Source organism: Streptomyces sp. YIM 121038 (genome assembly GCF_006088715.1).
Taxonomy (GTDB): Bacteria; Actinomycetota; Actinomycetes; order Streptomycetales; family Streptomycetaceae; genus Streptomyces.
The window spans coordinates 9,921,156-9,935,685 of the sequence record NZ_CP030771.1; the positions used below are offsets into that span (position 1 = coordinate 9,921,156).

The 14,530-nt window shown below is 71.2% G+C and carries 12 protein-coding genes; 7 read left to right on the forward strand and 5 right to left on the reverse strand.

Annotation, left to right across the window (positions count from 1 at the left end; genetic code table 11):
• Positions 1-8 precede the first annotated feature (8 nt).
• Both C9F11_RS41890 and C9F11_RS41895 read left to right on the forward strand, forming a co-directional pair.
• Positions 9-1,040 carry an alpha/beta fold hydrolase gene (locus C9F11_RS41890; RefSeq protein ID WP_138965716.1) on the forward strand — a complete coding sequence of 344 codons (1,032 nt, stop codon included), beginning with the start codon at positions 9-11 and terminating at the stop codon, positions 1,038-1,040.
• 17 nt (positions 1,041-1,057) lie between these two features.
• A complete protein-coding gene (locus C9F11_RS41895; protein ID WP_138965718.1) occupies positions 1,058-2,380 on the forward strand; it encodes an FAD-dependent oxidoreductase in 1,323 nt (440 codons plus the stop codon).
• Between the two features lie 36 nt (positions 2,381-2,416).
• On the opposite strand, the gene C9F11_RS41900 is transcribed toward C9F11_RS41895, so the two are convergent.
• Positions 2,417-3,472 (reverse strand): alanine dehydrogenase, encoded by a 1,056-nt coding sequence (locus tag C9F11_RS41900; RefSeq protein ID WP_138965720.1) that lies wholly within the window; start codon positions 3,470-3,472, stop codon positions 2,417-2,419.
• A 480-nt stretch (positions 3,473-3,952) separates the two neighbouring features.
• Here C9F11_RS41900 and C9F11_RS41905 point away from each other — a divergent pair, with 480 nt between their 5' ends.
• Positions 3,953-4,813 (forward strand): helix-turn-helix transcriptional regulator, encoded by an 861-nt coding sequence (locus C9F11_RS41905; RefSeq protein ID WP_171076032.1) that lies wholly within the window; start codon positions 3,953-3,955, stop codon positions 4,811-4,813.
• A gap of 24 nt (positions 4,814-4,837) precedes the next feature.
• On the opposite strand, the gene C9F11_RS41910 is transcribed toward C9F11_RS41905, so the two are convergent.
• The 3 genes from C9F11_RS41910 to C9F11_RS41920 form a co-directional block, all read right to left on the reverse strand.
• Entirely contained in the window at positions 4,838-5,944 is a 1,107-nt protein-coding gene (locus tag C9F11_RS41910) for an MAB_1171c family putative transporter (protein WP_138965724.1), read from the reverse strand.
• A complete protein-coding gene (locus tag C9F11_RS41915; protein WP_249402119.1) occupies positions 5,944-6,555 on the reverse strand; it encodes a hypothetical protein in 612 nt (203 codons plus the stop codon). The genes C9F11_RS41910 and C9F11_RS41915 overlap by 1 nt, the downstream gene beginning before the upstream one ends.
• 183 nt (positions 6,556-6,738) lie before the next feature.
• Complete coding sequence (locus C9F11_RS41920; RefSeq protein WP_138965726.1) at positions 6,739-7,668, reverse strand: NADP-dependent oxidoreductase; 930 nt, start codon at positions 7,666-7,668, stop codon at positions 6,739-6,741.
• Positions 7,669-7,745: 77 nt separating this feature from the next.
• Between C9F11_RS41920 and C9F11_RS41925 the strand changes: the two genes are divergently transcribed.
• Both C9F11_RS41925 and C9F11_RS41930 read left to right on the forward strand, forming a co-directional pair.
• Positions 7,746-8,135, forward strand: a complete 390-nt coding sequence (locus tag C9F11_RS41925; RefSeq protein ID WP_138965728.1) for a helix-turn-helix domain-containing protein — start codon at positions 7,746-7,748, stop codon at positions 8,133-8,135.
• Positions 8,136-8,235: 100 nt separating this feature from the next.
• Positions 8,236-9,456, forward strand: a complete 1,221-nt coding sequence (locus tag C9F11_RS41930) for a PD40 domain-containing protein (protein WP_138965730.1) — start codon at positions 8,236-8,238, stop codon at positions 9,454-9,456.
• A 17-nt stretch (positions 9,457-9,473) separates the two neighbouring features.
• Here the strand turns inward: C9F11_RS41930 and C9F11_RS41935 are convergent, their stop codons facing one another.
• Positions 9,474-10,730 carry a neprosin family prolyl endopeptidase gene (locus C9F11_RS41935; RefSeq protein WP_171076033.1) on the reverse strand — a complete coding sequence of 419 codons (1,257 nt, stop codon included), beginning with the start codon at positions 10,728-10,730 and terminating at the stop codon, positions 9,474-9,476.
• A 796-nt stretch (positions 10,731-11,526) separates the two neighbouring features.
• Between C9F11_RS41935 and C9F11_RS41940 the strand changes: the two genes are divergently transcribed.
• Complete coding sequence (locus C9F11_RS41940; protein ID WP_138965734.1) at positions 11,527-13,554, forward strand: hypothetical protein; 2,028 nt, start codon at positions 11,527-11,529, stop codon at positions 13,552-13,554.
• A gap of 218 nt (positions 13,555-13,772) precedes the next feature.
• Complete coding sequence (locus C9F11_RS41945; RefSeq protein WP_138965736.1) at positions 13,773-14,507, forward strand: trypsin-like serine protease; 735 nt, start codon at positions 13,773-13,775, stop codon at positions 14,505-14,507.
• Positions 14,508-14,530 lie beyond the last annotated feature (23 nt).

The window sequence follows — 14,530 nt, forward strand, 5'->3', positions numbered from 1 at the left end:
AGTGCCACATGAACGGCGAGCCCCCGGACCCGGCGGCGCGGCCGAAGGAACAGCGCGCCCCGTTGCCCCTGCTGGCCCGGATCGAGCCCGCCTCCGGAGTGTCCCTGGTGGCGCGGGTACTGCGCCACCAGGACCCGACCGCGCCCGTCGCGGTGGTCCTCCCGGCCATGGGCGCCTCCGCCCGCTTCTACCTGCCGTTCGTGCGCGCGCTGCACAAGGAGGGACTGACCGTGGTCACCGCCGACCAGCGCGGCCACGGCGAATCCGTGCCCCGGGTGGCCCGCGGCGTGCTCTTCGGCTACCGCGAACTCCTGGAGGAGGACCTGCCCGCCCTCCTGGAGACCGTCCGGCGCGAACTGCCCGACCGGCCCGTGATCCTGGTCGGGCACAGCCTGGGCGGCCAGCTCGCCCTGCTGTACGCCGCGGCCCACCCGGCCGACGTCGACGCGATCGCCCTGGTCGCCAGCGGATCCGTCTGGTACCGCGGCTTCGAAGGGCCGCGCGCCCTGCGCAACCTCGTCGCCGGTCAGCTCTTCGCCGCGCTGGCCACCGCCATCGGCTACTGGCCCGGCAAACGCTTCCGCTTCGGCGGCACGGAGGCCACCGGCGTCATGCGCGACTGGGCCCGCCAGGGGCGTACCGGCGACTACCGGCCCCGGGGCAGCACCGTCGACTACGAGCGGGCCCTGCGCGACCTCACCCACCCGGTCCTCGCCGTCGGCGTCGCCGGTGACCGGCTGGCCCCGGCGGGCTCCCGGCGGCACCTGCTGGCCAAGGTCCCGCGCTGCGCCCTGGAGGAGTGGGAGTACACCAGCGAGGCCGCCGACGGGAAACCGATCGACCACTTCCGCTGGGTCCGCTACCACGCGGGCCTCTGCACCCGCCTCGCCCGGTGGGTCGGCGAGTCCGTCAAGGCAGGCGGCACGAGCACCCCGGACGGGCCCGGCACGAACTCCACGGATGAGCCCGGAACGAACCCCACGGACTCGCCCGCCGCGCACCCCACGGACGAGCATCGGAGGAGCACCAAGGATGAGTAACGGGAGGAGCACCACGGATGAGCACTGAGCGCTCCGGAGCCCGCGTCATCGTCGTAGGCGGCGGCTGGTCGGGCCTGGCCGCCGCCTGGAACCTGCACCGCGCGGGCGCCCGCCCCCTTCTCATCGACGACCGCCCCACCCTCGGCGGCCGCTCCGCCACCGCCCGCCTCGGCGCGCGGGCGATCACTCTCGGCGGCAAGAACATCGGCCGCAAGTACAGCCGGTTCCGCGCCTTCGCCGCCGAACTCGGGGCGGGCGAGGCGGCCTACGAGCACTTCGGCATCAACTCCTCGCGCATCGAGAACGGCCGGCTGCACACCACCGACAGCACCAACAAGGCCGCCGCCCTGTACGGGATGCTGCGCGGCGTGCCCCCGCGCGATCTGAGCCGGATCCTGCGCCTCGCCTACTACGTCCGCCGCGACCGCGCGAACGCCTTCCTGTCCGGCCCCGACGTCGAGCGCTACGCCGCACGCACCGGCGATCCCACGCTGTCCGCCTTCTTCGGCACGCGCCTGTGCGAACGCCTGCTCCGCCCCGCGGTGATCCGCATGAACGGAGCGGAGCCGGAAGAGTCCCACCTCTCCACCCTGGGCACCAACCTCGGCATGCTCCTGGACGGCTTCGACCAGCTCACCGACGGTTTCGATCCGCTCCTGCACGCCTTCGCCGCCCGGGTGGAGACCCGCGCCGCGACCCGTGTCACCGCCCTGCTCGTCACCGCCGGACGCGTCACCGGTGTACGTGCCCTCGCGCCCGACGGCACCTCGTCGGAGGAGGAGGCCGACGCCGTCGTCCTCGCCGTGCCCGCCCCCCACGCGGCCGAACTCCTCCGGCACCACCACGACGAGCTGGCCCAACACCTCTCCCACGTCCGCTACTTCCCGGTCTCCGTCGTCGTGGCCGAGTACGACCGGCCGGTCTTCGACACGCGCGTCAGGGCGCTGACCTTCCCCGCGGACAGCCCCCTCAGCAACGCCGGTGCCTACGGCGTCACGGACCGGCACCTCGTCCGCTACACCTTCAGCGGCCGAGCGGCCCGCACCCTGCCCGGCGACGACGAGGAACTCGCCGCCCTCGCCGAGCGCCTCCTCGGCGCCCACCTCGACCTCGACGCGCCCAAGCGCCTGGACACGGCCACCGCCCGCTGGCAGCACGGACTGTGCGCCTACGCCCCCGCCCACACCCGCACCCTGTCCGCCATCGACACCCGCACCGCCGCCCTCCCGGGCCTCACCCTGACCGGCGACTACGCGCGCGGCGCGTCCATCGAGGCCTGCGTCCGGGCAGCCGAGGAACGCACGGACCGGCTGCTGCGCCACCTCGGCCGACCTGGATGATCCCCACCCGGGCGGCGGGCCGTGGAGGAGCCCGGGTCAGAGGCCGAGGCCCGTGTCTCCGCCCTGGGCGAGCCAGCGGGCCCGGCCCGACGCGACCGTACCGAGGTGAGGAAGAATCGCTCTGCTGAGCATCCAGGTCGCCGAGTTCCACCAGTAGGAGGGGTGGTCGTCGGCCGCGTAGTACTGGACGCCGTCGGCCCCATGCCGCACGGGGGTGAACGCGGCCGGTCTCGCCCGGCCGGGCCCTGCTCCCTGCTCCCGCGAGACGTCCACCACGAGCGTGCCCGGTCTCAGCGGGTACGGCTGGTCCGGCGGCAGGAGCGGCAGCGGCACGTCCGCGTCCTGGCCGAGGCAGTTCACGATGAGGTCGTGCTGCGTCAGCAGGTCTCGCAAGGCGAGGTGGCCCGAGGTGGAGACCGCGTGGCACTCTCCCGCGTCGTCCACGACCAGTTGGACCGTCCGCAGCCCGTCGCGTGCCGCGTCGAGGGCGGCCGGGAAGCGCTTCGTCACGCGTGTGAGACGGGTGATCCCCTGTGCCTGGAGTGCCGCCACGGCGCCGTCACCGAGCGGACCGTCGCCGAGGACCACAGCGTGCACCGGGGGTCCCCAGCGGCCCGTCCGGCCCGTGGACGCCAGCGCGTGTGTCACAGAGCCATAGGCTGCCATCTCCTCCAGTTGCTCACCTATCGGAGGGGCGAAGGAGCCGTTGCCCGACCCGTCCAGGGAGGGTTCCCGCGCGATGACGGCGTGCCGTCGGTCGTTGGGCGCCCAGGGAGGCTCCCCGGTCTGCTCGAAGTGCGGGAAGCCCCACAGGATCTGTCCCTCCGTCAGGTCCAGGAAGTCTTCGCGCACCGGCTTGTACAGCAGCACCACATCGCACTCGGAGAAGATCAGCCGACGCGTGCAGACGCCGCCGGACACACGCGCGAGATCGTCGTCGGTCAGGCCGAAGGGAGTGCCGTACCCCGTTTCGAAGAACAGCCGGCTGCGGACCTCGGCGTGCAGAGAGGCCAGGTGCTGTGGATGGACGGGAAGGCTCTGGCCACTCTCCCCTCGGTGTGCCGCGGTGAGACCGATCGTGAGCTCGGGCATGCCAATTCCTCCGTTTCGAGAAGCAAGAGCACTGCTGATCCGGTCGGCCGCCCGTGCGTCTTCACGTCCGGTCGGCCACGGGCGGGGCGAGCCGCGAGCCGTCGGCGCAGGGCCCGGCTGCGGGCACAACCAGGAACGACCCTCAGCGGAGGCGGGGGAGGGTGCGCCGGTACCGCAAGGCGCGGTGGTCCGATTCGGCTGGTGCAACTAGGCATGCGGGCATCTGGGGTGCAACACTCATGGCAACTCCAGCAAATCCGTTGGTGTGTGGGCCGTCTCCAGCTGTGAAGTTTTCAGGGCCTCCGGCTGGGGCGGCTCCCTCTCGCGGTCCCGGAAGAGCAAGGGTGGGCATGGCGGTGCGGACGGGAGAAGAGGCTCTCCATTCCACGCCGCCGTGCGGAATTGACATTATGACAACTTCGCACGGTGCTCAAATGGTTACGCCACCGACGCTGTGCCTGCCAGCTGATGGAGCCCGCCATGCCTGCACGTCACTTTGATGGCAAGCGCCTGCGGTCAGCGCGGCTGGAAGCCGGGTACCGGAGCCAGGCCGACTTCGCCCGGGAGGTCGGGGTCTCCCGCACGGCAGTCGCCACCTGGGAGAACGGCCGCGGCCCCGACCCGGAGCGGCTGCCCGCACTGGCCCGCGCCCTCCACACGGACATCAATCTGCTCTTCCCCCGGCACGGCGCCCCCGACCTGGCCGATCTGCGGTGCGACGCCGGTCTCGCCCAGTACGAGGTCGAGCGCAAGGCGGGCACCACGGACCACGACATCGGCAGGGCCGAGCGCGGCTCACGGCCGCTGACGCCGACCCTGCGCACGACCTTGGCGGCCCTCTACGAAGTCACCGAGGATGCCCTGCTGGCAGCGGAGCGGCGCAGCTTCGGAGCCAAGGAGGCGCCGCTCCCCGTCACGCTCGCGGAGAAGATCGAGTACCTGCTGGAGCACACGTATCCGGGCGACCAACAGCCGCCCTCGGACGCGGACATCGCCCGTGGCATCAACGCGGCCGCCGGAGCCGACGTGGTGTCCGCACAGGGTGTCAGGGACTTGCGCGAGGGCACGGTGACGGACGCCCCCCGCGTCGTCCGGGACGGTCTGGCCGAGGTGCTGGGGGTCAGCGCCTTCTTCTTCCAGCCGAACGAGGACGCCATCGTGGCGACGATCGTGGAGGGCCTGCGCACGCTCCACCAGGTACGCAACGGCGACATCAGCAACATCAAAGCCCGCGGCCTGGGACCCGAGGGCCTGCCGGTGGAACTGCTGGCCGTCGTGAACGACCTCGCCAGCAACCTCCAGAAGTGGGGCAGGACTCAGGACGACCCGGCCGGTCGATAGGCCCCCGGCATCCGTGCTCCCCTGCTACGAGACCGACGCCGACAGCGCGTGCAGCGCCCTGGACAGGGCGACGAGTTGCTCCACCTCGGCGGTGTCGCCGTCCCGCGAAAGGGCCAGGGGGGTGCCGGGCCGCGACGGTACCTGACCGCGGCGGACCGCCACCGCCGCGCGGTGCAGGCGTTCCGCGAGCGCCTTCGGAGCCATGGACTCCCACACCGGTTCGACCGAGCTCAGGTGCGGGCTGATGCGGACCAGGCCGTCCCGGCATTCGATGACACGCCGCGCGTACCGGAAGCCGGCACGGCCCCCGCGGCCCGCCTGGGGCAGGACGGTGTCGGGGTAGGCCGAGGAGAGCAGCCGCCACAGCGGCTCCAGTTCCCGGTGGATCCGGCGGTGCTCCCGCCGCAGCCGCCATGCGGCGCAGCGGCTCCGCACCCCTGGCCAGGTGACGCCGAGGACGAACGCGGGAAGGGACACCACCAGCAGGATCCCCGTGGACACGCTGAGCCACGCGGGCACGACCCCGCCTTGCGAGCGGACGACGACGAACACCGAACGGATGCCGGTGGAGGCCGCGAGACCCAGCAACCCCGCGCTGGCCGTCCAGAGGCCGACGGCCTCGGCACCGCTGGACATCCGGGCGAAGCGCTGGGTCCTGCGACAGGACATCGCGAGGGCGTACAGGGCGTACAGCCCGATCCCCAGGTAGAAGAGGGCGACCCGGGGGACCGTCATGTCGGCGTCCTCGAAGGTGCTGTGGAGCACGGCGTGGTGCGGCGGGGTGACCGCCGTCGCCACGATCCCGGTCACGGCGGCGAGGAACCCCACCCCCTCCCGGCGCGCACGGCGCCGGACAGCCGGTGTGTCGCCGGTGGAGTACAGATAGAAGAGCATCAGGCTGTACGTCATGCCCATGAACAGGGTGTCCATCAGGAGCTTCGCCGTACCGATGCCGAAGGTGCCGTCGATGCCTCGTGTGCCGTGCTCGATGGCCAGTGCGTAGGTCGCCACGGCACAGACCACGCACAGGGTCAGCCACCGCACCCCACGATTCTGCGGCGCACGGGAGAGCTGGTGGAACTTCCAGGCGGTCTCGGCCGCCAGGACGATGAAGAGGATCGTGAAGAACATCAGAGCCAGCCGTGCCGGTCGCGCATCGCGGAGTGGACCCGCCCCAGTTCGGGATGCCCGCAGGCGGTCGGGGCGACCTCGTCCAGAACCGTGGCCCACATCGTGACGATCGTCGCCGCGCGCTCGGCTTCGCACTCCTGGTCGTCGTCGTACGTGCACCGGGCCACCACCCGGTGCACCGCCTCGGAACTGAGGCCCGGCACCACCGAACTCCATCGGGAGCCGTCGGTCCGGTGACTCCCGCAGATGTGCCCCATCACCTCGTGCAGGATGATGTGGCGCTGATGCAGGGGGGTGGTGTGCTCCTGGTACAACACGGCGTACCCGTCGGGCGTTTCCACACAGAGCCCCTGCGGGCCGGGGACCGGCAGGGGATAGGCCCGCAGGACGATGGGGCGCTCGAGCCGTCTCGCCAGCGCGTCGCACAACGCCTCGACGCTGAGCGGTGGCTGGACATCGAGGTCACGCAACTGCTGCCGGAGCCTGCGCTCCAAGGCCCGGTCCCGCACCCGCTCGCGCCGGGCGGCCAACAGCCGCCGCGCGAACGGCCCGAGCGGCCCACCCCGACGGACCACGTCCCGTGCGCGCCGCCCGTCCCCCTGGAGATCCATGCCGTGCATCGCCACCTCGCCCCTCTCATCCCGTGCGGTGACCGCCGTGCACGGAGGCCCCTCGCCCGCCGGCCCCCTGCGAGCGGACATCGCCCCCCTGCCTCGGGGGAATGTCTCACACCCCCGGGGGCCATCGCCCGGGACGGGGCTCAGGGTTCCGGACAACCTTCGCCCACGAGGGAGTCAGAGGGTGAGGACGACCTTCCCCCGGAGGTGACCGCGGTCGAGCAGCCGGTGCGCGTCGGCGACGCGCTCGAAGGGGAACGTCTCCTGTACGTGGACCCGAAGCCCGCCCTGTTCGACGAGTGCGACGAGGCCTCGGAGGGCGACCGGATCGGGATCGACCGCGATGCCGCTGAAACGCCTGCCGGCCGCCTCGTACCGGGCGATGAGCCCCGCGTCCTCCTCGGCGACCGCCGTCACCAGATGACCGCCCGGGCGGAGCACGTCGAGCGAGCGCTCGACGGTGTCGCCGCCGATCGTGTCGAGTACGACGTCGATGTCGCGGACCGCCGCGGTGAAGTCGACCGCCGTGTAGTCGACCACCTCGTCGGCGCCGAACCCCTCCACGAACGTCCGCTTGCTCCCGCTCGCGGTCGCGATCACGTGCGCGCCGAGCGCCTTCGCGATCTGGATCGCGACGTGCCCGACCCCGCCCCCACCACCGTGGACCAGGACGCGGTCGCCCTCGCCCACCCCGCCGAGGTCGACCAGGCCCTGCCACGCCGTCAGCCCGACGACCGGCAGTGCCGCCGCCTCGACGTGCGAGAGCGAGGCCGGTTTGCGTGCCAGGTGCAGCGCGGGCGCCGCCACGGCCTCGGCGTACGCGCGCGCCGCCCGCGGGAACAGCGGCATCCCGAACACCTCGTCGCCGGGCCGAAGCCGCCACGACCCCGTCGCCTGTTCGACCACGCCGCTGACGTCCCAGCCGAGGACGAACGGCGGCCGGCCGAGCAGCGGGAACTCACCGGCGCGAAGGCGCGCCTCCAGCGGGTTCAGCCCGATCGCCTTGACGCGGACGAGGACCTCGGTCGGCAGGACCCGTGGCTCCGGCGAGTCCTCGATGGTCAGTACCTCGGGCCCGCCGAGCCGGTGCTGGGTGATGACGCGCATGACTCTCCTGACATGGAGGGAAGGGGTGGGAATCCAGGCTAGGTTTCCGACAGGAACCAGTAGGTACCGTTGGCGCCATGAGCGGATTCACCCCCGGCGACCCCTTCCTCGCCGACTGCCCGGCGCGCCTGGCGGTCGAGCTGATCGCCGACAAGTGGACGGTGGTCGTGCTCTACGGCCTCAGCCAAGGACCGGTCCGCCACGGCGAGTTGATCGAGCTGATCGGCGGGATCTCCCGCAAGATGCTCACCCAGACGCTCCGACGACTCCAGGCCCACGGACTGGTCCGCCGCCACGCCTACGCCGAGGTGCCGCCCCGCGTCGAGTACGAGCTCACCCCGCTCGGGGAGACGCTGATCGAGCCGATCCACATGCTGACCGAGTGGGCGAGGTCGAACGGCGACGCGGTGCTCGACGCCCTCGACGCCCTCGACGCCGATCCCGAGGCGCTCGCCCCCGGCGATTGAGGCGCGCGTGGCGCCGTCTTGCCGCCTTCCCGGCCGTGGGTTTGGATCCTGAGGTCCCGTGGTGGTCGCGGGAGCAGGAAAGCCGAGCAGGAGCCCATCGATGAGACGTCGTTCCTCGTTACGCGCCCTTCACGTCCTCAGCGTTCTGCCCTTGGTCCTCACGGCCCTGGCCCTCCCGGCCGCCGCGGCCGACGACGGTGCTTCCGCCCCGCGCACCGAGCGCCTCAGCGTCGCCCCCGACGGCACGGGCGGCAACGGCCACTCGGGCAGCCCCTCGGTCAGTGCCGACGGCCGGGTCGTGGCGTTCGTGTCACAGGCCACCAACCTCGTGCCCGGCACCACCACGCGCGGCAACGTCTTCGTCCGCACCGCGCCGGGCGCGGCCCTGCGACGCGTCTCCCCGCCCGGTGAGACCACATCGACGCCCGCCCTCTCCGCCGACGGCCGCTACCTCACCTTCGCGTCGTACTCGACCGCCACGGAGCGCACTTCCGTCCACGTCATGGACCTGAAGAGCGGCCGCACCGAGCGCCTCGCCCCCGCCCTCCCCGACGGCTACGCGGTGTCGTACGGCGTCGCCCCGATCAGCGGGAACGGCCGCTACGTCGCCTTCGTCGCCCGGCCCACCGACGATTCCGACCCCCGCGGCTGCCAGTTCCACGTCCTGGACCGCGTCACCGAGCGGGTCCAGCAGGTCAGCCGTGCCTCGCAACGCGCCACCTGCCAGCAGCAGTCGATGAGCGCCGACGGCCGGAAGATCGCGTACCAGGACGGCTACACCGGGCCGAGCGACGACGACCAGGGCGACATCCTCGTCCACGACCGCCGGACGGGCCGCACCGTCAAGGCCGACGCCACGCACGACGGGGCGCCCGCCGAGCAGTCGTCCGTGAGCCCCTCCCTCAGCGCCGACGGCTCGACGGTCTCCTTCGCCTCCACCGCCCGCAACCTGGTGCCGGGCACCGACCCCAACGACGGCTGGAACGTCTTCGTCCGTGATCTGCGCACCGGTTCCCTCACGCGCGTGGACGGCCACGCACCCACCGACCTGGTCGTCGGCGGCCAGCTGTCGACCGACGGCTCGCGGATGCTCGTCAACATCGGCAACGCCGACCGGCAGCCGCAGGGCCTGTGGCTGCGCGACCTGCGGACCGGCCAGGAGACCCTGCTGTCGCCCGGCACGGACGGCAAACCGGTCGGCGTCGGCTCCACCGCACTGAGCGCGGACGCCTCGACGGCCGTGTTCGACTCCTTCTACCCGGGCCTGGTCCCCGACGACACGAACTGGACCGGCGACGTGTTCGTCCGACACCTACGCTGAACCTGAGGCGGCGGTATTCAGCAGTTGTCCCCGCCCGGTCCTCCGAAGAACAGGTAGCTGCCCCAGTCGGGCCCCGAGTTGTTGGTGATCTGGAGGGAGTAGCAGGGGCCGCTCACCGATCCCGCGTCGGACAGGGTCGCGTGCGCCGCGCCGCCGCTCACGGGGTTCACCGTCGCGACGCGCTGGTACGCCGCCTGCCTGAAGCCCGCCGACGCGTGTCGTCCGGAGCCCATCGGGGGCCACTGAGTGATCAGGGTTCCGACCTCGCCGCCGAACTTGGCGCGGGTGGCATGGGTGGCCATCGGCCCGTTGTCGAACCACGCCGCCGGGTAGCACCCGATCGCGTGGTCGTCGAAGTAGAGCCACCACGCGTTGTTGGTGAAGTAGAAGCCCATCTTGTACTCGACCTGTGTGCCACCGCTCTGGGACACAGCCAGCGGGGCGCCCGGGCGCACATAGGGATTGGAGACCGGCTGGAACACCTGGCCTGCTTGGTTGTAGAAGGAGTGGCCGGCTTCGTAGTTCCGCCGGGTGGTGAAGACGAAGAAGTGGGGCGCGGCGTCGCCGTACATCGTGATGTCGACGTGCCAGCCGCACTCCACGGTCTGCAGGACGGGTCCTTCCAGTCCCGCGTAGTACCACTGTTGGCTGAAGGTGGACTGGTTCGACGCCGCGGCGAAAGGGTTCCACACGTTGATGCGGCTTGCTCCGCCCAGGCAGGGGAGGTTCTGCTCGCCGGTCGCGTATCGCTTGCCGAGCGCGGCTGCCGGTGCCTCGGTGCCCGCGAGGCCGAGCGGCCGTTCCTTCGCTGAGGATGCCGCGAGGTTCGGGTACCGGCAGAGCGCCGAGAGGGTGGTGCGGTACAGCGGCGTGGTACCCGCGGGGGCGGCCCGCGCGGCCGGGACGTCGTGCTGTGGCGGACTCACGACGTCCCGCGACCCGGGGTCCGGCGACCTGGGGCCCGGCGTCGTCGGCTCGTCGGATTCGGTCGGCTCAGGAGGGCCTTGGTCGGGAGCGACGGCGAGGCCTCCCCAGCGGCGCGCGGCGGGATGCGCGTCCTCAGGGATGCAGTCGACGACTTGGCCGTCGGTTTCGACGTAGCTCTCGACGGCGTCGACGCCCGTGTACAGGTCGATGACGTACGCCTGGATCTCGTCGAAGTCCCGGGAACTCGCGACGGCGGCACCAGGCAGTCGGCGTGCCTCTTCGTACGTGGTGGAGGCGACGGATCTGAGAAACGCGTCCAAGGGCTGCGGGGAGAGTTCAGCGGTCATGGGGGATGCTCCTTGGTCGGATATCCGCATGCGCACGATCAGCGGCCGTCCCGGACGCCGGGCCGACGGATTGGTGATTCGCGGCTTGGTGTTTCACGGCTTGGTGTGCGGACGTCCACGCTGTCCGGGCGTCCAGGCTGTCCGGACACGCAACCGTCCAGACTGCCCGGACACGCAGCTGCCGCGTACCGGGGAGCACCGACGACGAGGGGCCACTTCGATTACACCTTCGATCGTCGTCTGGATGTAGGGTGAGGGGCCTTCTTCACTCTTGTGGGGGGGGGGGAGGGACCGCAGGGGCCCGCGCCAGGCTCGGCATCGACGGGGCTCGTCATCATCCGGCCCGCCCCTCCCGCCTCCGTCTGTGACGCCGCTGGTTCCTCGACCGCTGGCCGGATGCGGCTGCTTCCTTTCCGGCCGCCAGCCTCACATTTTCCTCATAGTCCTCACTCGGTCTTCTCATTCAGGGCCGCACCTGCCACCCTCACCCCGGCTGCCGGACCGCCGCAGTGTGCACTGACGCGTCCGCAGGCACCTCTCGTTTCGCGACCAACCCGAGAACAGGGGGAGTCACGTGCGCATTCGCTGTTCCGCTCTGTCCGCTCTCACGGCTTTCCTGCTGCTGTCCACCGGCCTGGTGATCAGCGCGCCGACGGCCGGGGCCGCTCCCGTGACGGCCGATGCCCCGGCACGGAGCACCCAGGCAGCATCAGGAGCACAGGGCACACAAAAGGCACCCAGATCCGAGGCCGCAGGCGATCCCGCCGGAGGCCAGTACGTCCCCATGAGGGCCCGCGTGCTGGACAACGTCGCGGTGGAGCCCGGCGCGACGCTGACGGTGAAGCTGTCGGGAACCGCGGGGCTTCCAGCAACGGGACTCGACTCGGTCGCCGTGAACGTGGCCGCCAAGGGCGACAGCGACTCCGGGACAGTGGTCGTCTACCCGTCGGGCGAGCTGGAGCCGGACGCGGCCAGCGTGAGCTACGACAAGGCGCACTACGCATCCACGACCTTGGTGACCAAGGCCGGCTCCGACGGCCAGGTCAAGGTCGTCAACCAAGGCACCGCCAACGTACGCGTCTACCTGGACGTCCAGGGCTACACCCTCCGGCAGGACGACGGCCAGGGCTCCTCCTACGTGGCCCTGCCACCGCAGCGCATCCTGGCCCCCACCAGCCTGAACGGCGGAGGCAACCTCGAACTCAAGCCGCTGGGCAAGGGCGGCGTACCCACCACCGCCGTCACCGCCGTCGCGCTGACCGTCACGGCCCAAAGCACCTCGACGGGCACCATACGGGTCTACCCCGCGGGTGAGGGGTGGCCCGCCGACGCCACCATCGACTACCCGAAGGACGCGGCCCAGCAGAACTTCGCCATCGCCAAAATCGGCACCAATGGCGCGGTCAACATCCACAACCTCGGCTGGGGCAGCGCCGACGTCGCAGTCGACGTGGTCGGCTACTTCACCCGCTCCACAGGCACCGCTCAGCGCGCCGGCCTGCGCTCGGTGCCCCCGGCCAGGGTCGCCGAGAAGCTGGTGATCCCGGCGGGCGGCGACAAGATCGTGGACCCGCGCGGCGTGACGGGCGTCCCTGTTCTCAACACCACGGCCGTCGGCATCGCCGTCACCGCCTTCGGCACCGGATCGGGCGCCGTCCAGGTGCACCCCACCCGGACCACCGCCGCGCCGGGCCCCACCGTCAGCTACGCCCCCGACACCGAGGCCACGGGCTTCACTCTCGCCAAGCTCGGCGACGACGGAAAGGTCAACCTCCACAACACCGGATCGAACCCCGTGACCGTCTGGGTCGACGTCCTGTCCTACGCCGAGCTCGTCGACCGCAGGTTCCCCACCCCGGCCACCGTCGGCGAGGCCATCGAGAACATCACCGGCACCGCGGACGTCAGCGGCACCGTGGAGAGCGACGGCGAGAACATCGCCATCACCTCCAGGACCGACGACTCGGGCACGACGACGGTGAAGGTGCCCCGGGACCCGCAGCAGGGCATCAAGGTGACCACCGACGCGGGAACCACCACTCTCAAGCTGCCCGCCTCCGGGTCCGCCACCCGCACGTCCGGGGGAACCATCGTCTACGACGGCACCAGCGCCAACCACGCAATCGGCGTGCAGCCCACCACCGACGGCGGCTTCCGGACCTTCGCCCACCTCGACGACGCCTCCGCTCCGACCAGTTACTCCTTCCCGCTGGACCTGCCCACCGGCACCCAGCTGGCCATCGACGAACTGGACGGCAGCGCCCTGATCGTCAAGGAGCACGCCAGCACCACGGAGCCCGCCGTGCTCCTCGAAGAGGTGACCCGGATCCAGAAGCCGTGGGCGAAGGACGCGAACGGGCGTACCTGGCCCACCAGTTACGCCATCGAGGGCAACACCCTCAAGCTCAGCATCGACCTCACCCCGGTCACGGACACCTCCGGCGCCGCGGTCTCGCCCCGCTTCCCCGTGGTCGCCGACCCCTGGGTGAAGAGGAACTGCGGCATCGTCACCTGTTCCTGGTACTTCAGCAAGGCCACCACGCGCTGGATGAAGTCGAAGTTCGACAACCACGGCTGGAAGGTGGCCACGGCGAGCACCGTCATCTGCGGCAACCTCCCGCACCCCGTGGCCAAGGGGGCATGCGCCATCGCCATCGCCTACTACTACAACAGCGCCTTCAACAACACCCGTGCCGCATACAACCGGGGAGGGTGTCTGGTGGTGAGAGTCAACGTCCTGTGGGGCGCGACTCCCGCCACCGCATGGAGAACGGTGCGCTTCGACAACGTTCCGCTCAGCAACCGCTACTGCTACAGCAGCTGACACACCCCCGGCCGCCGCCCGCCCCCAACGGCGGCGGCCGGGGCGGATCGCGTTCCGGACCTTCGCCTGAGGTCCGAGGGCGCCAACACGCTCTCGGCCGGGAACCGGAGCCTGCCATACTGCTGCCCTGAAGTCGTAGGGCTTGCGCGGAACGCTTTTGCTCGGCGGGGTCTCTCACTATCTGTACGGCTGTACCCCTAAGAGGAAGAGGAGTTGTTCTGGTGCGTCGCATTCGTGTACTGCTGGTGACCGCCCTGGCGCTGGTCGCGGGCTCGGTGATGTCATCGCCCCCGGCCTTCGCCGTCATCGGCGGGAAGAAGAGCACCTACGGCCCGTGGGCGGTACGCATGCTCGTCGACGGCAAGCCGGCGTGCACCGGGACGGCGGTCAGCCGCCAGTGGATCCTCACCGCGTCGCACTGCTTCTACGAGCAGGCGCAGCCGGTCGCCGACAAGCGGATCTCCTTCCGGGTGGGCAACCTCGACATGCGCAAGGGCAAGACGGTCCGCCCCATTCCCCGCAAGCGGGTGGGCAGCGCGCACGCCGACATGATGCTCATCAAGGTCGCGCCGATGAACGTTCCCACGGCACGCCTGTCCAAGGTCGGCGTCCACCGCGGCCAGATCGTGCGGCAGTACGGCTGGGGCGCCACCTGCACCACGGACGAGAGCGCCTGCCAGTCCCGCGTCCTCAAGCAGTCGGACCTGAAGGTCGTACGGGCCGACGACCCCCTGTGCGCGGGCCACACCGCACCGGGCGGCCCCGACTTCTGCATGAAGAAGGTGACCGGGATTCCCGCCGGAGGCGACTCCGGAGGCCCGGTGATGACCATCGGCCCGCGCGGCAAGGAAACCCTCATCGGCGTCTTCAACGGCTCCGACCGGGAGAAGAGCGCCGAGGCCGGAGAGGTGTCCCAGCAGCTCTCCTGGATCCGCTCGGTCATCCGGCGATAGCGCCCAAGCGCCGCTTCTCCGCA